Source organism: Microbispora sp. NPDC046973, assembly GCF_040644495.1.
In the GTDB taxonomy this organism is placed as follows: domain Bacteria; phylum Actinomycetota; class Actinomycetes; order Streptosporangiales; family Streptosporangiaceae; genus Microbispora.
Genome location: NZ_JBEYWQ010000001.1, coordinates 694877 through 714891 on the forward strand (window position 1 = coordinate 694877; position 20015 = coordinate 714891).

Here is a 20015-nt window from a genome sequence, read left to right on the forward strand (position 1 = left end):
TCCTGATTAGAAGTTCATCTAAGCAAGGAGAACCACGTGTCCCGTGTCCAGCTCGCTCTGCGCGTCGCCGACCTGGAAGGCTCGGTCGCGTTCTACTCCAAACTGTTCGGCGTCGAGCCCGCCAAGCGCCGGCCCGGGTACGCCAACTTCGCCATCGCGGAGCCGCCGCTCAAGCTGGTGCTCCTGGAGGGCGAGCCGGGGGAGCCGACCCGGATGGACCATCTCGGCGTCGAGGTCGAGGACGACGCCGAGGTCACGGCGGCGACCGGACGCCTGAAGGAGGCGGGCCTGGCCACCTTCGAGGAGAACGACACCACCTGCTGTTACGCCCTCCAGGACAAGGTGTGGGTCCACGGCCCGGGCGGCGAGCCCTGGGAGGTGTACGTGGTCAAGTCCGACAGCCCCACAGCCGGTGCCCTCACCGTCGACATCCTCTCCAAGGAGACCGGCTCCGCCTGCTGCGCCGCCGAGACGGTCACCGGCGGTGACGGCTGATCGTGCCGCCGAGCCGGGCGGGCCGCCACATCAACAGCACCACCGCCGCGAAGGCGAGGGCGACCACCACGAAGAAGAGCACGTACGGGAAGGACGGGGTTGCCTCCGGTTCGTCCGGGGACGTCGGTTCCGTCACCGGGGCGATCTGATCGACGAGGGCCTTGGCGGCCAGGCCGGGATCGCCTTGGGACGCCCGCCCGAAGCCCGGTGCCTGGATGACCTGGAGCAGGTCCTGCCGCATCGGTTCGTCCGCGGCGCGGTTGACGAGCACGACCAGCCTGCGCTGGGGGAGCGGTAGGTCCCGCGGCGCGGAGCGCTGGTAGCCCTCGACGGCGCTCACGCTCTCGGGCACGATCGCGGCGTCGGCGGATCGCTCGGCCAGCCGACGCGAGATGTCCTGGACCGACACGGTGTTCAGCCGTACGCCGCGATCGGTCAGCGCGCGCAGCTGCTCGTCGCCGATCGTGTTGCGGATGAGGATGTCGTCGCCCTCGCCGGGGTGGTCGAGGAACCTTCCCGGCTTGACGCCGTCCCTGACGAGCAGGACGTCGGGGCTCGTCACCCCAAGGTCCGCCAGCTCACTGAGGCCCCATGTCTGCAGGTCCCCCCGCACGTCCCTGCCGGAGTACCGGCCGCCGCTGACCGCCCCGAGGACGTCGAGGTCGTACGCGATGGTCACGGCCGGCGTGCCGACGGGCGGCGTGACGGTCGCGGGGTCGATCGTCTCGACGGCCGGGGCGTAGCCGTCGCGGCGGAGCCTCTCGGCGAAGGCCTCGGCGGCGTACCGCTGGTCGGCGGGCGCCTGGACGACCACCGCCGGCGGCGCCGGAGAAGCGGAGAGGTTCTCCGGAGGGGATTCGCCGACGTCGCCCAGGGTCAGGAACACGGCCACGACGGCCGCCGCGACGAACGCGGCCGTGCCCGTCAGGGTCACCGCCAGGCGGACTCGCCGGTCCAGACCCCGCCAGCTCCACCGGCGCTCGACGGGAGGCGTGCCCATGAGGGAGGCGAGCTTCCGCCGTACGACATCCGGGGTGCTCGGCGAGCAGATGAGGGCGTCGGCGGCGTCCTGGCTGGACTGCCTCCACATCTCCTCGGCCGGAAAGGCCGCGTCCACGAGCCGCGTGTAGAGCAGGGTCGCGTCACTGCGGGGATCGATCACGCCGCGAAAGCAGTTGCGCTGGAGTAGCACCCTCTGGAGGTGCTGCCGGGTGGTGGGGTTCGTGCCCGAGCGAGCCAGATCCTCGACCGCGGCGCGGACGTCCGCGGCGTACGTGAGCGCGTCGGCCAGCGCCTCGGTGTAGGCGTTTCCCGCGCCGTTCCGGTACGCCACCGTGGGCTCCGTGGAGCTCGTGCGCAGGGCGGGAGGAGGGCCGGGCGGGGAGCGATCCGGCTCGGGTTCGGGCTCCGGCGCCGCGGAACCGGACTGTTCGACCAGCTGGAGCACTCTGGGCCGGTCCTTCTCGATCGACAGCGGCTCGGTCTGCCGGGCGAGCCTGGCGATCATCTCCGTCGCCGGGACGTCGGACCGTGTGTAGAACTGGTAGCAGAGTTTCGACGGCGTCTGGTCGAGGACGCTGTCGGCCGGGCGTCCCCAGACCACCGTCTGCGCCCCCTCGGGGGCGTACCGCGCGAACGACAGCTTGATGCTGTGCTCGCTCGTGCTGCTGGTCCAGGTGGCGGCGGTGAACCTGGTCCGCGTCCCGTACGGCAGCAGCGCCGCGACGGTGTCCGCGAATCGCAGCCGGTCGATCATGGGGACGGAGTCGGCGCCGATCACGCACACGGGCCGGCCGTTCAGCAGCAGCGCCGCGGCGCAGAGCGTGTCGGGCCCGGGCGGCAGGGCCTCCGGGTCGTACGGCGGCACGGCCACGGTCAGCGGAGGCCGCGGCTCCAGCGGCAGGGCGGCGAAGGCGGTGTAGAGCGCCGTGTACGACACCGGCTGGTCGACGAGCTGCTCGTACGGTACGTAGAACCACCGGGTGTAGGCGATCTTGCGGTTGGCGAAGTCGCGGTGACCCGACCACTCCCGGATCGCCAGAACCAGGTAGTAGGAGATCTCTCCGTTCTCGCTGATCCTCGCGGTCCCGATCGTCACCTGGGGCAGGTCGCCGGCGGTGCTCGCGGTGTAGCGGTGCCTGAGCTTGTCGAACACCCCGCGATCGAGCCGCCCGTCGCTCCACTCCAGCAGGCCGTACTCGTCGTAGCTGCCGGGCCGCTTGCCTTCCAGCGCCCACTCGAAACCGATCACCGCGGACCGCCGGCGGCGAGGCGCCGACCGAGCCACAGCATGGGCTCGACGACGTTGATGGGATGGACCTGCCCCCGGATCCGCAGCTCCCTGCCCGCCTCGGGCAGCAGGTTCTGGTAGTCGTTCCAGTCGAACGTCTTGGTGTGCGGCCGTACGTAGAAGCCGATCGACGAGGTGACGAAGAACTCGACGCGGGTGCGGTGGAAGAACTGGTCCAGGGCGTTGACGACCATGTCCGCGTTGCCGCTCGCGGACACCTCGCACAGCGCGCGGAACAGGTCGCGGGCGTCCTCGCTGGTCACGCGGGGAAATCCGTACTCGTCGTCGGGCGCGGAGTCGAGCAGGTGCAGCTTCTCCGCGGTCTCCAGCACGCGGGGGTCGTCGAACTTGGTGATGCAGACCGCGACGTGGTGGGGGAGCATCCCGTCCCGCAGCTCTCCGATCTCGAGCATCTTCTCGGCGAGGCGGGTGAGCGGCGGGTGCAGATGGTCGAAGGCGTCACCGAGCTCGAACTCCCGGATGGGGTCGAAGAGGAAGACCAGGCCCCGGCTCTTCACCAGGTTGTCCATCAGGCGGCGGCGCAGGTCGTCGCCGACGCCGCCGCCGTTCCCCGTGTGGAGGGGGCCCGCGCTGAACAGACCGCCCGGCGCGTCGACCATGCTGATGCCGATCTTCAGCGGTGGGGCGGACCGGGCTTTGCGGAGCCACCGGCGCTCCTGCCGCTCGGCCGGCCCGACCAGCGTCCAGCGGTAGTGCTCCAGGCTCTGGCTCGCCTCCGGGAAGATCTTCCCGTTCGACAGAGCGTTCGTTCTCTCGATGAGGTAGTCGGACGAGGCGGCGTCGGATCCGATGATCTTCCAGTCGTCCTTCCGCCGCATCAGCGCGATGTTCAGGGCGGCCAGAAGCGTGGTCTTGCCGCTGCCGGGTGCGCCCCACATGGCGATGTCGTGGGCCGGTGGTCCCTGCGCGGGGTCGGACTGCATGTCTGGTCTCACTCCGTCTCGTCGAGGAGGGGGAACGGGATGGGGAGGCCGTCGGGCGCGGCCAGCCCCAGGTCGGCGGCCAGCCCCCGGATGTCGAGGGCGTCGAGATGCGCGAGCCCGTTCGCGCCGAGCCGACGCCAGGCCGGGTGCGCGGCGGTGTCCTGCCGGTCGCAGATCGCGGCGAGCAGGACGTCCGGCCGGCTCTGCACGCGGCCCACGAGCGACCGCCAGTCGTGCGAGCGCGGGCAGGGCAGGATCAGCGACCGGTTCGTACGCGCGGGGTGCGGCGGGCGGTCGCCGGCCGTGAGCAGGACCGTGCGCACCCGCTCCGACGTCGCGAGCCGCCGGGCCACCACGTCCAGCATGTCCTCCACCTGGGCGGCGTGCGGATAGTAGGGGTAGCCCTCGGTGATCGCACCGCGCTCCTCCAGCCGCTCCAGGGCGGCCAGCGCGCGCTCGGGCGTGACCTGCCACGCGGCGACCTCCACCGGATGCTCTCCGGCCGACCGGTCGTCGTAGGAGTGCGCGCCGTACGCCACGAGGGAGACCCGCAGGAGGTCCGCGAGCTCGGCGGACAGATGACTGACCATCTGGCGCACCCGGCTCAGGCGCTCCTCCACCATCGCGTCCGGCCCGCACACCTCCACCGCGCAGATCAGGTGTGCCGGCCCGGCCTTGGGCGGCAGCTGCGACGGCGCCGCCGCCACGAGGTCGTTCCAGCCGCGCGGGTCCCGGGTCAGCTCGGGCACGCCGGTGAACCGCACCTTCCCCGGTCGCACCAGCTCGGCCGTCAGCAGATAACGGCCGGGGGTGAGCCTGGCACTGTGCACCGACAGCAGCCGGGGCTCCCGGCCCTGCCAGGTGACCACGGCGAACGCGGTGCCGTACTCGTCGCCCGGCTCGCAGCGGACGGCCACCTCGGCCCGCGTCCCGGGAAGGGTGCCGATGGGGAACAGCTGCTTGCTTCCCAGCCGCAGCCGCCCGCTCGCGTGGTCGGCGCGTAACACGACCAGGTCGTACGACCGTGAGAGGGGGTCGGAGGCCAGGACGTCCTCGACGATCGCGATGACCGGCCCGTCACAGGGGAGAACGGCGGCGGGCCGCGCCTCGCCCAGCCAGCCGAGCGCCCGGCCGGCCTCCGCGCCGTCCGGAAACGAGCAGACGAGGACGACCTCGTCGGCGGCGAGCAGGTCGGCGGCCCGGAGCACGGCCTGCCGGGAGGACTCGTGCCCCCACCCCTGCTCGGAGGTCAGGTCCTCCCATGACGACGACCAGTAACGGCAGCGAGGCCTGCCGTTGTCGTCCCGGTGGATGCGGAAGACGGTCATCCCGTCGGCGGCGACCTCCACGATCGTGAGGCGGCCGGTGGCGGTCAGCCCCGCAACGGCTCGGGCGACGGCCTTGCGAAGCAGAGCCTTGTCGGGCTCTGACACGGATCCTCCGTTGATTGTCCTGCTCGTCGCCCCCGTCCCCCTATATCCGAACTAGCCGGTAACTATGAAAAGACGACTTGTCATAACGGTAGGGTTCTTGTTGTGTCGTTGCGTCGAATCATTCTCAGTTTCCCGCAATCTTACGGCGGGGATCTACGATAGCCCGAGTCTCGAGCGTTATGCCACGTTCCAATATGTGCGCGTAGGCGAGGAGAAACATGAGGCGGTTTCTGATCGCGCTGTCCGGAGCGCGGCCCGAGGTGCTCGAACGGTGTCCGAGCGAGTACGGGAAGTTCGAGGGCATCGGCGGCGCCGTGCTCACGACGGCCGTCCTCGCGGTGGTCTCGATGACGTTCGCCCTCAACAGCGCCCTGGGCGTCAACGTCATCCTGGCCGTCCTCGCCGCGCTCGTCTGGGGTCTGATGATCCTGAGCCTCGACCGCTGGCTGGTCAGCACGATGAAGGCGGACGCCCCGCGCCGCTGGCCGCTGGCCGTTCCGCGCGTTCTCATGGCGCTCCTGCTCGGGTTCGTCATCTCCACGCCATTAGTGCTCCAGATCTTCCGGTCCGAAATCGATGCCCAAATTGTCCAGATCAAGCAGCAGCGCGCGGACGCTTTCGCCGCGCGGCAACAGCAGGGCAACGTCGGCAAGGACGTCGGCCAGCTCCGCAAAGAGGTGGCGGACCTGGAGAAAGTCATCTCCTCCGGAGGTGACGTGCCCATCGACACCGAACAGGACCCGAACGTCAAGGCGCTGACCGCAGAGCGCGCCAGGCAGCAGAAACTGGCCGACAAGCACTACGGCGAGTGGCAGTGCCAGCTGTACGGAGGACCGTCCTGTCCGAAGAAGGGCGACGGCCCTCTCGCCCAGGACAGCCGGCGCGCGTACGAGAAGGACAAGCGGCGGATCGACCTGATCAACCGGCAGATCGAGAACCGGAAGCGGGAGCTGAACGCCGGCAGCGAGGAGGCCAAGCAGGCCCGCCTCGCGAGCGCGCAGGACGCCCTGCCCAAGGCGAAGGCGCAGCTCGACGCGGGGATCAAGCGGCAGACCGACCTCCAAGCGTCCTTCGACGCCGAGAACATGGCGACCAACGGCCTGCTCATCCGCATCCAGGCGCTCAACGAGGTGACCGGCAAGGACAGCAGCCTCGGCGTCACCCGCCTGCTGCTGTTCCTGCTGTTCCTCCTCATCGAGTGCCTGCCGGTCGCGATCAAGCTGATGCAGCGGCCGGGCAACTACGAGAAGGTCCTCGCGCTGGCCGAGAAGCACGAGTTCCGGGACGCGCGGGGCACCTTCGCCGCACAGGGCGCCTTCGCCTCGCCGGGCGCGGGCGGTGCCGGGACGCCCGCCTCGCCCTCGGCCCGCTCGCAGGACGTCTGGCGCATCTGGTCCCGTACGGGCGAAACCGGCCCGCAGCCGGTGGTCACCGTCCCCGAGGACGGCGCGGCGTACCGGGGACCCACCGGCACCCGCGCGGAGACCGTCGGCGAGACCGACGCGTACGAGTCGATGGAGGACCAGGAACTGAGGCGGATGCCGGACGCCAGGACCATGCGGGTGCCGCGGACCGGTGCCGAGCGCCCCGGCGGTGTCGAGCTGCTGCCCGATGACGACTGACGCTCCGATGGCGGGCCCGGGACGGGTGATCAGGGACCGCTACGAGCTGAGGTCCCAGCTCGGCCGAGGCGGCATGGGCACGGTCTGGCTCGCGATGGACAGGATGCTCGGCCGGCTCGTCGCGCTCAAGGAAGTCCTGCTGACGCCGTACGGCGAGGGGACCGAGGTCCAGCGGGTGAGGGCTCTGCGCGAGGCCCGGTCGCTCGCCAGGATCAGGCATCCCGCGATAGCCGAGATCTACGACGTCTTCGAGGAGGGCGGCTCGCCGTGGATCGTCATGGTCTACGTCGAGGGCGGTTCTCTGGACGACCTGATCCGGCGGCGGACGCTGTCCGAGCGCGAGATCGCCGCCTTGGGGCGCGATGTGCTGGCCGGGCTGACGGCCGCGCACGCCGCGCGTGTGCTGCACCGTGACGTCAAGCCGGCCAACATCGTGGTGGGCCACGACGGAAAGGTGGTGCTCGTCGACTTCGGCATCGCGCAGATCGTCGGCGAGAGCGGGCTCACCTCGCACAGCATCATGCTCGGCACCACGGAGTTCATGGCGCCGGAGCGGATCGACGGGCGTGCGGTGGGACCCGCCGCCGACCTGTGGTCGCTCGGCGTCACGTTCTTCTGCGCGCTGGAGGGCTACTCGCCCTTCAGGCGGGACAACCCCTATGCGACCGTGCACGCCGTCTGCAACGACCGCCTTCCGCCGCCTCGCCGCCGCGGGCCGCTGTACGACGTGATCGCCGGGCTGCTCAGGAAGGACCCCGCTCTCCGGATGGGGGCGGCCGAACTCGACCGCAGGCTGGCGGCGATCGCCGCCCCGCAGCGGCCCCAGCCGCCGGTTGAGAGGCCGCGTTCGCAGCCGCCGGTCGGAAGGCCGCGATCACGACCACCCCAGCCGCCGATCGAGGCGCCGCGCACCTCCCTGCACGCTTCTTCATTGCGCAGTGCCGCCGCGGCGCTCGCCGCGATGGCGCCCGGCGCCGCCGGGCAGGCGTTGGACGCGATGGCCGGCGATCCGTCCCGGGCGGCCGGCGTGCTGGCCCTGCTGCCGTCCGGTCAGGCCGGGCGGGTGCTCGGTCACATGACCGCGGGGGGAGCGGCCGCGCTGCTGCGGCAGCTGCCCGCGAGCCGGGGCGCGAGCATCCTGACGGACGTCCCCGATCGGGTCGCCGCCGACATCCTCAACGCGCTCGGCGTCACGCCCGCCGCGGTCCGGCTGGTCGAGGCGATGACGACCCGGCGGGCCCGGCAGGTGCTGGAGTACGTGCCGCCGCCGGTCACCGCGGCCCTGCTCAGGGCGACCACGGACGGCCGCGCCGATCGCCTCCTGGCCGGGCTCAGCCCCGCCGTACGCGCCCAGATCGCCATCGCCGAGTGAGCACGGGGGCGTGCGCGGCAGGCCGGAAGACGGTCAGAGACCCGTGATGGTGCTGCGCTGTCCGAGGGGGACGCCGTCGCGCGGGCGGCGGCCGGCCTTCTCGCGCAGGGCGCAGGCCGGCGATGTTCTCGAGCGCCGCTTGCGGTTCCATTGGCGGCCTTTAGGAGGCGCGGCCTTGCTCGGCCTTTCCTCCCTGCCTGGCCCGCATGAAGGCATCACAGGCCGGTCGCTTTTAGTGGATCACTAGGAAGCGCCGCGATGCTCTTGGGCCATGGCAAAGATGAGGACCTACCCCAAGGCGGTACTCGCCGCCCTGGCCGCAGCGGCGGCCGTCACCGCGGCTTCTCCCGCCTCCGCGTCCGCCTCGGCGGTGACGATCAGCGTCCGGCAGGGCTACTCCGAGACCGTGCGCGAGTGGGCGGACGCCTTCACCTGCCCGACCAATCAGGTGCTCACCGGCCGCTCGCACTACGGGGACGAGAACAAGGCGACCACCTACTACTGCAGCTGGATCTTCATCAACGGCGAGCAGGTCCAGGTGCACATGGGTGATTGGACCTACGCGCAGAAGGAGAACCACTCCAGCTATGTCGCCCCGCTGGACCAGGCGCTCGTCGGCAGATGGCACCAGGGTGACGAGAACGGCTCGACCAGGTACCGCACCGCCGCGCTGTACTGGCAGGGGCGGCAGGTGCGGTTGACCGGCGCTTACTGGACCGGTGAGTACAAGGAAAGCAGTCACATCACCCAGGCGGGCTACAACCAGGTCATGACCGGCCGTTCGCACGACGGGGACGAGAACGGCAAGACCCGTTACCAGTACGCCACCGTGACCTTCGAGGGCTGATCTCGCCCGCCGCCCACCGGTTAAGTCTGCTGCCCGTCGCCCTGGTCCACGCGTTCGACTTCCCCCAGACGGAACACCACCGCCGATTCGACAAGTCGACGGCCAGGGAGCGGTGATGCTCCTCGCCGATGGCAGCCATGTGGAAGCCGGTCGAAAGTGAAGAGGAACCGCAGAAAATGAGGACATACCCCAAGTCGCTAATCGCCGCCCTGGCCGCCGCTGCGGCCGTTGCCGTGGCTTCTCCCGCCTCCGCCTCCGCCTCGGCGGTGACGATCAGCGTCGAAGAGAACTACTCCCAGACCGTGTGGGAGCCCGACGGCGTCCAGTTCACCTGTCCGATAGACCAGGTGCTCACGGGGCGATCGCATTACGGGGACGAGAACAAGCAGACCACCTACTACTGCAGCTCGATTTGGATCAACGGCGAGCGGGTGCAGGTGCGCGTGCTCGACTGGAGCTCCGCGCAGAGGGAGAGCAGCCATGTCTATATCGCCCCGGTGGGCCAGGCGCTCATCGGCAGGTGGCACCAGGGTGATGAGAACGGCCTGACGAGATACCGGCCCGCTGAGCTGTTCTGGCAGGGGCGGCTGGTGCAGTTGACCGGGGCGGGGTGGTCCTCCTACTACAAGGAGAGCAACCACCTGTCGAAGGCGGGCTACAACCAGGTCATGACCGGCCGCATACACCAGGGGGACGAGAACGGCTCGACCCGTTACCAGTACGCCACCGTGACCGTGGACTGATCACGCTCGTCGTAACGAAGCCCGGCGGACGACGCGCGTCCGCCGGGCCCTGCAGAGGTTTCTACTGAACGGTGATCTTGTCGACCTCGACGGTGATGCCCTTCACCTGGGGGGTGGAGGTGCCGGTCGTGACGGTGCCGGTGCCCGAGGACACGCCCTTGACCTTGAAGGAGTAGGTGAGCGTGCCGCCGGGGGCGCCCGGTGTGCTGGTGATCCGGTAGTCCTGCGTCGGCGGGCCGCTGATCTGGCTGCCCGCGGTGCCGTCCGCGTTCTCGGCGCCGACGGTCAGGCCGTAGGCCGCTCCCGGGTCACCGGGCAGGTTGCCCGGGTCGTAGGCGTACGAGACGTCCTCGGCGCCGTTGAGTCCGATCCACTGCTGGAAGACCTTGAGGCTGTTCGTGCCGTACAGGTAGACCTGCCATTCGACGACGAGCCACCTGTTCACGCCGTCGGTCAGGCTGGCGACGTAGACGCCGGGGGCGCCCTCGCCGTTCAGGTCGGTCCAGTACGACGCGAGCACGCCGTTCGGCGGCGTGGTGTCGGGGAGCGTCTGCGGGGCGAACTGGATGTCCGCCGAACCGTTCGTGCCGCCCGCGACCGTGTAGCCGTCGGAGACGATGCCGATCCTGTTGTACGTACGGCCGGCGTAGGTGAAGGCCGGGACGTTGAAGTTCAGCGCCTCCTCGTCGCCGATGGGGGTGGGGGCGATGCCGAAGGCCGAGAGCGGCAGGTAGCCCGCCGGGGTCTCACCGGGCGCGATGGCCGGCTTGTCCGGCTGCCTGCCCGCGAGCGTGCTCCTGGCCGTCACGATCTGGCTGCCGATCGCGGTCGCGCCGGTCACGCCGTTGAGCCGGAGCTTCGCGTCCAGTGTGCTGAGCGCGGTGACGTCGGTGTCCTCCAGGGTGGTGTTCTGCACCGTGACCGTGCAGGTGGACTCGCCCGTGTTCCTGGCGATGGTGCTCGGGGCGCAGGTCTGGTCGATCGGCACGGCGCCCTCCTGCCGGTGGAAGGCCACCGGGAGGTGCTGCTCCCGCTTGCCGCCGACCTGCTTGAAATCCACCTGGCCGAAGTACTGCCCGTCAGGCAGGTCCGGCGCGGTGATCACGACGGTGATCTTCTGGCTCTTGCCCGGCTTCACGGTGAACAGCGGCGGCAGCACGGTGATGTTCGCCCCGCTGACGGTGGTGCCGGTCGCGGCGTAGGTCAGCGTCTTGCCGGTCGCGTTGACGAGCGTGCGCTTGGCGCTGATCACCCCCGGCATGACGGGCGCGTTGACCGACGGGAGGTTGAGGTCGATCCGGTTCATCGGGTCGGCGGCCGAGGCGGCGTAGTTCGCCGCGGTCTCGTCGAGGGTCAGGCCCGGGTCGCCCGCCTTGGTCAGGTCGATGCGGCCGCCGCCGTAGTCGAACGGGTCGGCCGGGGTGGTCCGGTCCTGCTTGGTGACCTTGGTCGTCGCGGTGGTCTCCAGGGCCGACTTGACCTGGCCCGGCGTCCAGCCGGGGTGCAGGGCGAACACGAGCGCGCCCGCGCCCGCGACGTGCGGCGACGACATCGAGGTGCCGGCGATCACCTGGTAGAGGTTGCCCGGAGGGCCTTCCAGCGGCGACTCGGGGGTCGGGGTGTTGCCCGCCAGGATGTGCAGGCCGGGCGCGGTGACGTCCGGCTTGAGGAAGTCGCCGCCCGGGCCGCGCGAGGAGAACGTCGTCATCGCGTCGCCCTGCCAGGTGGTCTTCTCGCCCTGGGTGAAGCTCGCCGTGGCGCCCGGATGCGCGCTCAGCCAGGCGAGCAGCACGTCGGTCTCCGGCTTGTCGATGTGCACCGTCGGCAGCCAGTGGTTGTCGGTCATGACGTCGAGCGGCGAGGAGTTGTAGAGGATCATGCCCGCGGCACCGCCCTGCTTGACCGCGAATCCCTTGAGCACCCGGTTCGGGCCGCGCTCACAGGCGACGATCTTTCCGGTGAACAGCCCCGGGGGCGCCGGGTTGACGCACAGCGGGTCGTTGTACGGCGGGGCCGACGCGAGCACCACGGGCAGCGGCGACGCGACGCCCTGGGTGATCGACGCGCCCTTGATCGACGGCCCACCCGTCAGTGTGATCGTCGACTGGTAGGTGCGGCTCTGCGTCGAGGCCGCCACCGTGGTCACCCACGGGCCGCGGTGGTCGGTCGTCCCGGCGCCCGGCCCCGAGTTGCCCGCCGAGGCCGACACGAACACGTCCGCCGCGTACGCGTCGAGGAAGGCGAGCTCGACCGGGTCGCTGTAGGGGTCGGCGCCGCCGCCGACCGAGAAGTTGATCACCTTCACGCCGTCGGCGATGGCCTGCGCGACCGCGGCCGCCGAGTCGGACTGGTAGCAGCCCTCCGCGCCGCAGACCTTGTAGACCGCGACGTGGGCCGCGGGCGCGATGCCGTGGATCGCGCCTCGGTCGATGCCGAGCGGGTTGGCGTGGTCGACCGGCCCGCCCGCCGACGTCGTGGCGGTGTGGGTCCCGTGGCCGTTGGAGTCACGGGCGCTGTCGCCGTACACCTCTCCGCCCACCACGGCGTTGTAGGTCTCCAGGAACGGCTGGCCCGAGATCAGTTTGTTGTTGCACGGGAAGGGGTCGGCCGCCGGGGTCAGCGGGTTGTCGCCGAAGTCGCACGTACGCGGGGTGCCGTCCGCCTTGGGCGGGGGAGCCGGAAGCGTACCCGGGTCGGCGAACGACGGGTGTTCCGGCCACGCGCCGGTGTCGAGGATGCCGACGATGACGCCCTTGCCCGACGACTTCGCGCCGCCGAGCTGGTTGTAGATGGTGGTCGCGCCGATGAACTCGGGACTGGAGTCGGTGAGGGGCTGCTCCCGCCTGTCCTCCTGCACGGCCGCCACGCCGGGCAGCCTCAGCAGGTCGGCGGCCTTGTCGGCGGGCAGCGTCAGGGCGACGCCGCCGTAGACCGTGCGGAGCCTCTGCCCCACCTTGACGCCGGGGATCTTCTTGCCCAGCTCACTGAGGAAGGTGTTCTCGATGCCCTCGATGTGCTTTTGGTACTTGGCCGCGTCACCGCTCTTCAGGTTGAGGGACTTCCCGGTGACCGACGGGCTGGTGCCGGGGAGTCCCGGCAGGCCGCCCTTGTACGCCGCGAGCGCGTCGTAGTCGAGTTTCACGACGACGCTCGTCCGCTCGGGCGACTTCGAGGCGAGCAGCGCCGCGTCGCTCTTGGCGAGCCGGCCGCTGGCCGACTTGGCGCCTTGCACGCGCTCGGCGCCGGTCACGGCCGTGGCGCTCCACGACCGCGACGGGGTGGGGGTGGGGTCCGCGGCGGCGGCCGCCGGGATCATCGCTGTCACGAGGCCGAGGCCGGCGACGATCGCTGTGGTCCGTACGTAGGCAGGTGGGGGCTTCTTCGACACGACACCTCCATGGAGACCTGTGAGGCCTCGCCGTCCAGGGCGTGGAGGAGCCGCGCCGCCCAAGGGCATGGGAGGGCAACGGCCCTCCCCGTTGGGCGGCGAGCGAACGGCCACCCGAGAGGGTGGCCGAAGCTGACTCGGAGTTTAACTAGCCATCGTTTTTCCGGCTAGATCGTTCCATGGAGTGATTTTTCGCTTGTGTGACAGGCGCTCAGGAGAGGAAGCGGTCGAAAGGGTTCAGGGGCCGGGAGTTCACGGGCGCAGCGCGCCGAGGGCGATCTCCAGTTGCTCGGCGACGAGGGACTGATCGCCGATGGCCTTGGCCCGCAGGGTGGCGCCCTCGAACGAGTCGATCAGGAAGGCCGCCAGCGTCCTCGCCGGACGGGCCGAGGTGATCTCGCCGGCCTCCTGGCCCTCGCGCACCGTGCGGGCCACGTTCTCGGTCCAGTCATCGAGGATCTCGCGGACCGCCGTACGCACCTGGTCTCCGGCGCTGCTGCTCTCGCCGGCGAAGGTGCCGAGGAGGCAGCCGAACTCCACGCCGGTGTCGCGGGTCCGGTCGAGCATGGCGGCGAAGTGGCCGCGCAGGCGCTCCAGGGCGGGCCCGTCGCCGCCGAGGGCGGCGAAGTTCGCGCCGCGTGCGTAGCGCCGCACGATCTCGACGGCGAGCGCCTGCTTGCTCTCGAAGTGGTTGTAGAACGACCCCTTGGGGACGCCCGCGGCGCTGGTGATGTCCTGCACGCTCGCGCCGTTGAACCCCTGCCGGCGGAACACGTCCTCGGCGCTCTCGACCAGCTTGTTCTTCACGCTTACCTGAGGCATGGCTTCAATATGACCGTTCGTCTTGGAGGTGTCAAAAGTCAGGCGGGCTGGACGTGCTCGGCGTGACGGCGGCGCGGCAGGTGGACCAGGCCGAGCGAGCGGACCGCGATGCCGCCGATGATCGCCGTGGCCAGCGTCACCGCGAGCCAGCCGAGCGTCGTGTGCGGCGCCGACGGGGTGAGCGTCAGCAGGCGCACGCCGTACGTCGCGCTCGCCGCCGTGGTGAAGGTGAAGGCCCAGAAGCCGATCACGAACGGGATGTGCGCATACCTGCGGAGCAGGAACAGGTGGGGCAGCAGCAGGGCGGCGAGGGCGCCGAGCAGCACCTCGTGCACGGTGTTCAGGTGCGGGCCCGCGATCGCCCACCAGGCGTTGCCGGCGACGGCCGGCGGCGCCGAGAAGATCGCGAGCGTTGGCATGAGCGGCCCGGGCAGTTCGGGGCCGGTGGCGAACCGCACGAGGAGGACGGCGCCGATCAGCAGCCAGAAGAGGATGCCCACGGAGAACAGCGCGGTGGCCGCCGCCCGGTGGCCGATGGTCGCGAGCGACTGCGCGGCGACGAGGGAGGCCGCGACGGTCGGGAGGAGATAGCCGCCGTGCAGCGCCACGGGCTGTCGCGGCGTGGTGAGCATCGAGGCGACGAACCACGCGCCGAACGCCGCGGCGATCGCGAGCATCGTCCAGACGAGCGCGGTCCCGGCGCCCGGGAGGTACGTCGCGAGGTGGGCCGCGAGGAGCGAGCCGGTGGTGGGGGCGAGGGCGGCGAACGGCCCGAGGACCGGGTGCCGCAGGTCCTCGGCGATGTCGCCGAGGCGGGCGACCCTCGCGCCATACCGGGCGAGGGTGCCGGCCCACACTGCCGCGGCCGTCACCCAGAGGGCCTCGCCGACCGCGGGCGGAGCGCCGAGCGCGGGGCCGGCCGCCGTCCAGGTGCCCGCGAGTCCGGAGAGCCCGAAGCCGATGCCGAGGGTGTTGAGGGGGAGCCGGGTGGGGACCGGCGTCGTGCTGGCCATGGTCGGCCTTCTTTCCGTTCGTGCTTCCCGCGCTCTGGGGCGAGCGACCGAGGCGACAATATGACCGGTCGTCTTAACCTGTCAACGCCGGTCGCCGAGGGCGCGAGGCCGGGAAGTTCAGAGAAGGGCGATCAGACGGCCGACGACCCCGGATTCGAGGACGATCAGCGTGCCGATCCCGGCGAAGACGAGCGGGACGAGCCAGTGCCCGAACCGCTCGGCGAACTCGACGACCTTCTTGTGCGAGCCCAGCCGGGACCCGGCCGCGCACCAGACGGCCACGAGGACGGCGAACACGGCGACGGTGAGCAGGGTGGCCGCCGGCCCGATGGTGCGGAACAGCGGCGTGTAGACGGAGATGTTGTCCGCGCCGTTGGCGACGGTGATGCTCGCGACCGACAGGACGCCGGTGGCCACCGGCGTCGAAGGGGGATCGTCCCCGCCTGACGCCCGCAGCGCCGCGACCAGTCCGCGTACGCCGAGGGCGAGCGGAACCAGGCCGAGCAGGCCGGCCCACTGGTCCGGGATGACGGCGAGGCCGAGGGCGGCGACGCCCGACACGACGACGAGTGCGGCGATCCCGGCGTACTGACCGGTGACGATCTGCCAGGAGCGCGGCCGCCCCTTCGCCCGGGCCGACAGGAACAGCACGGTCAGGATGACGACGTCGTCGATGTTGGTGCCCGCGAAGACCGCACAGGCGGTGCCGAGCGTGGCCGCGATGCCGTCCATGGCCGGTCAGCATAGGGCTCACGCGTGCCCGGGTATTTCGGGCCGCCATACACGTACGTAACGGGCATAAGCGTCTGGCGAGTGCGGAAAACCAATAACTACACTGCTCGATCGTGAGCGACCAGGCGGAATTACGCGCCGGAGACCGGGACAGGGACCGTATCGCGGAGAGGCTGCGCGCCGCCGTCGGCGAGGGCCGCATCACCCTGGAGGAGATGACCGAGCGGCTCGACCGCGTGTACGCCGCGCGCACGTACGGCGAACTGGACTCCGTTGTCGCGGACCTGCCTCTGACGCCGGCGGGGGAGAGACGGCCGGAGCCGGCGGACGAGTTGCTGATGTTCACCCGGGGCATGCGTGCCGTCAGGAAGACCGGACGCTGGAGGGTGCCGCCGCGCATCACGCTCGACTGCACCTGGCGGACGGCCGTGGTGGACTTCCGGCGCGCGGACTGCCCGCACCGCGAGATCGACATGACCGTCCGGTGCGACTCGATGTTCGGGGACGTCATCATCCGGGTCCCGGCCGGCTGGCGGGTCGTCGCCGACGAGGTGACCTCCGGCGGGTGGATCCGGCCCAACCGCGTCCACAACACCTCTCCCGTGCCGCCCGACCCGGACGGCGTCGTGCTCCGGTTGTCCGGGCACATCGGCGGCGACATCTGGGTGCGCTACCACCGAATCCCCTGACGATCGAGAGATACCGGCTTCCCGATAGGGTGCCCGGATGCCGCATCGCCGACTCGCCGCCCTGGCCGCCGCCGTGGTGGTCGTGGCCGCCGGTCTGGCGGTCCGTGCGCTGCCGCTGGGCGTGGTCGCCAAGTATGCGGGCGACCTTCTCTACACCCTTCTCGTGTACGCGCTGGTCGTCGTGGCCGCGCCGCGCGCCCGGCCGTCCGTGGTGGCGGCCGTGGCGCTCGGGGTGAGCTGGCTGGTCGAGTTCGCCCAGCTCACCGGAGTGCCCGCCGAGCTGTCGGCGCGCAGCACCCTGGCCCGGCTGGTGCTCGGCACGACGTTCAACGCCCCCGACCTGTTCTGGTACGCCCTGGGCGCCGCCGCCGGATACGCCATTCATTCGATGCGCACCAAGTAAGTTTCGGAATGAAATAGAAAGTTTCTACTCACGGGGGCGTGATGAGCGGTCGGAGCGACTCCTACATCGCCTTCGCGCCGGGGGCCGGCCGGTTTCCCCTCGTCACGCAGGGCAGGGCGGCCCCGATCGTCGTCAGCGCGAGCGACTTCCCCGGCGTCACCCGGGTCGTGGGCGACCTGCAGGCCGACGTGGAGCGGGTCACCGGAGTGAAGCCCGCGGTCTCCACCGACACCGTGCCGAAGACCGGCGAGGTGGTGCTGGTCGGCACGATCGGGAAGAGCCCGCTCATCGACGGTCTGATCAAGGCGGGCAAGCTCGACGTACGCGGCATCGCGGGCACGTGGGAGACGTCGCTGGAGCAGGTCGTGCAGAACCCGCTGCCGGGCGTGCGCCGCGCGTTCGTCATCGCGGGCAGCGACCAGCGGGGCACGATCTACGGCGCCTACGACGTGTCGAAGGAGATCGGCGTCTCGCCCTGGTACTGGTGGGACGACGTCCCTGTCCGCCACCGCGACGCGCTGTACGTCCTGCCGGGGCGGCACAGCCAGGGCACGCCGAAGGTCAGATACCGGGGCTTCTTCATCAACGACGAGAACCCCGCGCTCGGCACCTGGGCGCCGAAGTTCTTCGGCCCGGGCCTCGCCCCCGGCTACGAGGGCGGCTTCACCAGCAGGTTCTACGCCAGGGTCTTCGAGGTCATGCTGCGGCTCAAGGCCAACTACCTGTGGCCGGCGGTCTGGGGCCGGGCGTTCGCCGAGGACGACCCGGACAACCACAAGATGGCGGGCCGGTACGGCGTGGTCATGGGCACCTCGCACGAGGCGCCGATGATGCGCGGCATCGAGGAGTGGAACCGGCACGCCGTGGCCGCCGTACGCGACAGCCGGGGCACCGTCGTCACCCCCGGCCACGACCCGTACGGCGGGACCGGCGAGTGGAGCTTCCGCCGCAACGGCGAGGCGATCGAGAAGTACTGGGCCGACGGCATCCGCCGGATGAAGGAGCAGGGCTTCGAGGGCGTGGTCACGCTCGGCATGCGCGGCAACGGCGACGTCGGCCTGCCCGACGGCGACGGCATCGACCTCATGAAGAGCATCCTGGCCGCGCAGCGGGAGATCCTCGCGAAGGAGAGCGGGGCGGACGTCACGACGATCCCGCAGGTCCAGACCCTCTACAAGGAGGTCCAGCGCTACTGGGACCAGGGCCTGCGCCCGCCGGACGACGTGACGGTCGTCTTCTGCGACGACAACTGGGGCAACATGCGCAAGCTGCCCGACCGGTCGCTGCCGGAGCGCTCCGGCGGCTACGGCATCTACTACCACTTCGACTACGTCGGCGCCGGGCGCAACTACAAGTGGGTCGACACGGCCAACCTGGCCGGCACGTGGGAGCAGCTCAACCTCGCCTACACCTACGGCGTGGACCGGCTGTGGGTGGCGAACGTCGGCGACATGAAGAGCCAGGAGCTCCCGCTCCAGTTCTTCCTCGACTACGCCTGGGATCCGGGCCGGTGGCCGCTGGAGCGGCTCGGCGAGTGGAGGCGCGCGTACGCCGCGCGGAATTTCGGCCCGGAGCTCGCCGGCGACATCGCCGAGGTCCTCGACGAGTACGGCCGGCTGCAGTCGCGGCGCAAGCCGGAGCTGCTCAACCGGAAGATCACCGTCGACCCGGCCAAGGACCCCGCCACCGACTCCTCCGCCATCGTCGAGGACGACCGGGCGACGCCGTTCAGCCTCACCGCCTACCAGGAGATGGACCGGGTCACGGCGGAGTGGCAGCGGCTCGCCGCGAAGGCCGGCAGGATCCGCGAGGCCCTGCCTGCGGGATACGACGACGCCTTCTACCAGCTCGTCTACTACGAGGTGAAGGCGAGCGCCAACCTGTACGAGCTGCGCAGGGCGCAGTTCACCAACCTGCTGTACGCCCGGCAGGGGAGGGCGGCGACCAACCGGATGGCCGACCTCGCGCAGGCGAGGTTCGACGAGGACCAGGCCATGTCGGCGTACTACAACGAGACGCTCGCGGGCGGGAAGTGGAACGGCTTCCAGACCCAGCCCAAGATCGGCTACGGCGACGTCGAGCGGTATGGCCCGAACGCGCCCTGGCAGCAGCCCGAGCGGAACAACGTGGCGCTGCCCGACGCCTTCTACCCGCACCTCGCGCGGATCGAGGTGCCCCAGGTAGCCGACATGGGCGTCGCGATCGACGGCTCGGACAAGTGGTGGCCCGACGAGCGGTCCCCGGCCGTGCTGCCGGCGTTCAGCCCCTACCAGACCGCGCCGGGGCAGTACATCGAGGTGTTCAACCGGGGGACGACGCCCTTCGACTACTCGATCACGCCGTCCGCGCCGTGGGTGAGCGTCACGCCCGCCGCCGGGAAGGTGACCGACCAGGTGCGCGCGGACGTACGCGTCGACTGGTCCCGCGCGCCGAAGGGCACGACCGAGGTGCCGATCACGGTGACGGGCCCGTCGGGCGCGCGGGTGACGGTCACGGCCGTCGTCGAGAAGCCGGACGTGCGGGCCGAGGGCTTCGTCGAGGCCGGCGGCTACGTCGCGATCGAGGCCGCCCACCACACCCGGGCCGTGGGCGCCGCCGGGGCCGGCTGGAAGGTCGTCCCGGGCATCGGCCGCACCGGTGACGGGGTCACCCCGTGGCCGGTCACCGCCGCGAGCCGCACCCCCGGTGGCGACGGCGCCCGCCTGGAGTACACGTTCACTCTGACGGGCACCGTGACGGGCGGCGGGCCGGTGAAGGTGTCCGCCTACCTCTCCCCGCGCAACAACGTGCTGCCGACCGAGGGCCTGCGGTACGCCGTCTCGATCGACGACGGCGCGCCGCAGGTGGTGAACGTCACCAAGGTCACAGGGGCCGACGACACCACGATGAACGCGCAGTGGGCGCGCAACACGTCCGACAACGTGAACGTGACCACGACGACCCACACGGTCAGCGGACCCGGCGTGCACACGCTGAAGTTCTGGATGGTCGACCCGACCGTGATCGTGCAGCGGTTCGTGGTGGACACCGGCGGCCTGATCCCGAGCTATCTCGGCCCGCCGGAGAGCCGGAACCTGGGGCGTTGACGTGCTCCCCGGTCACGCCGAACCGTGACCTATTCGATAATCATTTATCGATTGGAACCTTTGTCTGCTTATAGGGTTGTGGGTAAGTAACCGGAATTTAACATATGGCCGCCATTGTGGGCCTTGCCATTCTCTT

At 70.6% G+C, this 20015-nt stretch carries 15 protein-coding genes; 8 read left to right on the top strand and 7 right to left on the bottom strand.

Annotated features, from left to right (window positions below):
- Positions 1-36: 36 nt before the first annotated feature.
- Positions 37-495, top strand: coding sequence for an ArsI/CadI family heavy metal resistance metalloenzyme (locus ABZ860_RS03410; protein ID WP_357214372.1), 459 nt, complete (start codon positions 37-39; stop codon positions 493-495).
- Here ABZ860_RS03410 and ABZ860_RS03415 read toward each other — a convergent pair.
- The 3 genes from ABZ860_RS03415 to ABZ860_RS03425 are packed head-to-tail and all read right to left on the bottom strand — an operon-like array spanning position 476 to position 5162.
- A complete protein-coding gene (locus tag ABZ860_RS03415) occupies positions 476-2746 on the bottom strand; it encodes a hypothetical protein (protein ID WP_357214374.1) in 2271 nt (756 codons plus the stop codon). The genes ABZ860_RS03410 and ABZ860_RS03415 overlap by 20 nt on opposite strands.
- The gene (locus ABZ860_RS03420) at positions 2743-3729 is read right to left on the bottom strand and encodes a hypothetical protein (protein ID WP_357214376.1); all 987 of its coding nucleotides are present in this window, start codon (positions 3727-3729) and stop codon (positions 2743-2745) included. The genes ABZ860_RS03415 and ABZ860_RS03420 overlap by 4 nt, the downstream gene beginning before the upstream one ends.
- A gap of 8 nt (positions 3730-3737) precedes the next feature.
- Positions 3738-5162, bottom strand: a complete 1425-nt coding sequence (locus ABZ860_RS03425; protein ID WP_357214378.1) for a hypothetical protein — start codon at positions 5160-5162, stop codon at positions 3738-3740.
- Positions 5163-5380: 218 nt separating this feature from the next.
- On the opposite strand from ABZ860_RS03425, the gene ABZ860_RS03430 reads away from it, so the two are divergent.
- The 4 genes from ABZ860_RS03430 (at position 5381) to ABZ860_RS03445 (ending at position 9746) form a co-directional block, all read left to right on the top strand.
- Positions 5381-6784, top strand: coding sequence for a DUF4407 domain-containing protein (locus ABZ860_RS03430; protein ID WP_357214380.1), 1404 nt, complete (start codon positions 5381-5383; stop codon positions 6782-6784).
- Positions 6774-8156 carry a protein kinase gene (locus tag ABZ860_RS03435; protein WP_357214383.1) on the top strand — a complete coding sequence of 461 codons (1383 nt, stop codon included), beginning with the start codon at positions 6774-6776 and terminating at the stop codon, positions 8154-8156. Before ABZ860_RS03430 ends, ABZ860_RS03435 begins: the two co-directional genes overlap by 11 nt.
- Positions 8157-8427: 271 nt before the next feature.
- Positions 8428-9003, top strand: coding sequence for a hypothetical protein (locus tag ABZ860_RS03440; RefSeq protein ID WP_357214385.1), 576 nt, complete (start codon positions 8428-8430; stop codon positions 9001-9003).
- 176 nt (positions 9004-9179) lie between these two features.
- Positions 9180-9746 carry a hypothetical protein gene (locus ABZ860_RS03445; protein WP_357214387.1) on the top strand — a complete coding sequence of 189 codons (567 nt, stop codon included), beginning with the start codon at positions 9180-9182 and terminating at the stop codon, positions 9744-9746.
- A gap of 61 nt (positions 9747-9807) precedes the next feature.
- On the opposite strand, the gene ABZ860_RS03450 is transcribed toward ABZ860_RS03445, so the two are convergent.
- The 4 genes from ABZ860_RS03450 to ABZ860_RS03465 form a co-directional block, all read right to left on the bottom strand.
- Positions 9808-13134, bottom strand: a complete 3327-nt coding sequence (locus tag ABZ860_RS03450) for a S8 family serine peptidase (protein WP_357214389.1) — start codon at positions 13132-13134, stop codon at positions 9808-9810.
- A 252-nt stretch (positions 13135-13386) separates the two neighbouring features.
- Positions 13387-13956, bottom strand: a complete 570-nt coding sequence (locus ABZ860_RS03455) for a TetR/AcrR family transcriptional regulator (RefSeq protein WP_357214392.1) — start codon at positions 13954-13956, stop codon at positions 13387-13389.
- 38 nt (positions 13957-13994) lie between these two features.
- Complete coding sequence (locus ABZ860_RS03460) at positions 13995-14969, bottom strand: hypothetical protein (protein ID WP_357214395.1); 975 nt, start codon at positions 14967-14969, stop codon at positions 13995-13997.
- Positions 14970-15086: 117 nt separating this feature from the next.
- Complete coding sequence (locus ABZ860_RS03465; RefSeq protein ID WP_357214398.1) at positions 15087-15701, bottom strand: cadmium resistance transporter; 615 nt, start codon at positions 15699-15701, stop codon at positions 15087-15089.
- Between the two features lie 113 nt (positions 15702-15814).
- Between ABZ860_RS03465 and ABZ860_RS03470 the strand changes: the two genes are divergently transcribed.
- Genes ABZ860_RS03470 through ABZ860_RS03480 form a run of 3 tightly spaced genes read left to right on the top strand, consistent with a single transcriptional unit; the run spans position 15815 to position 19879 of the window.
- Entirely contained in the window at positions 15815-16390 is a 576-nt protein-coding gene (locus tag ABZ860_RS03470) for a DUF1707 domain-containing protein (RefSeq protein ID WP_357214401.1), read from the top strand.
- 37 nt (positions 16391-16427) lie between these two features.
- Positions 16428-16793, top strand: a complete 366-nt coding sequence (locus ABZ860_RS03475) for a DUF2809 domain-containing protein (protein WP_357214404.1) — start codon at positions 16428-16430, stop codon at positions 16791-16793.
- A 41-nt stretch (positions 16794-16834) separates the two neighbouring features.
- Entirely contained in the window at positions 16835-19879 is a 3045-nt protein-coding gene (locus ABZ860_RS03480) for a glycosyl hydrolase 115 family protein (RefSeq protein WP_357214407.1), read from the top strand.
- Positions 19880-20015 lie beyond the last annotated feature (136 nt).

Excerpts from the sequence above, each read along its gene's own strand:
- ABZ860_RS03475 (WP_357214404.1), top strand. The coding sequence starts at position 16,428 with ATGCCGCATCGCCGACTCGCCGCCCTGGCCGCCGCCGTGGTGGTCGTG.
- ABZ860_RS03420 (WP_357214376.1), bottom strand. The coding sequence starts at position 3,729 with ATGCAGTCCGACCCCGCGCAGGGACCACCGGCCCACGACATCGCCATG.
- ABZ860_RS03480 (WP_357214407.1), top strand. The coding sequence starts at position 16,835 with ATGAGCGGTCGGAGCGACTCCTACATCGCCTTCGCGCCGGGGGCCGGC.
- ABZ860_RS03455 (WP_357214392.1), bottom strand. The coding sequence starts at position 13,956 with ATGCCTCAGGTAAGCGTGAAGAACAAGCTGGTCGAGAGCGCCGAGGAC.
- ABZ860_RS03445 (WP_357214387.1), top strand. The coding sequence starts at position 9,180 with ATGAGGACATACCCCAAGTCGCTAATCGCCGCCCTGGCCGCCGCTGCG.
- ABZ860_RS03430 (WP_357214380.1), top strand. The coding sequence starts at position 5,381 with ATGAGGCGGTTTCTGATCGCGCTGTCCGGAGCGCGGCCCGAGGTGCTC.
- ABZ860_RS03460 (WP_357214395.1), bottom strand. The coding sequence starts at position 14,969 with ATGGCCAGCACGACGCCGGTCCCCACCCGGCTCCCCCTCAACACCCTC.
- ABZ860_RS03440 (WP_357214385.1), top strand. The coding sequence starts at position 8,428 with ATGGCAAAGATGAGGACCTACCCCAAGGCGGTACTCGCCGCCCTGGCC.
- ABZ860_RS03465 (WP_357214398.1), bottom strand. The coding sequence starts at position 15,701 with ATGGACGGCATCGCGGCCACGCTCGGCACCGCCTGTGCGGTCTTCGCG.
- ABZ860_RS03435 (WP_357214383.1), top strand. The coding sequence starts at position 6,774 with ATGACGACTGACGCTCCGATGGCGGGCCCGGGACGGGTGATCAGGGAC.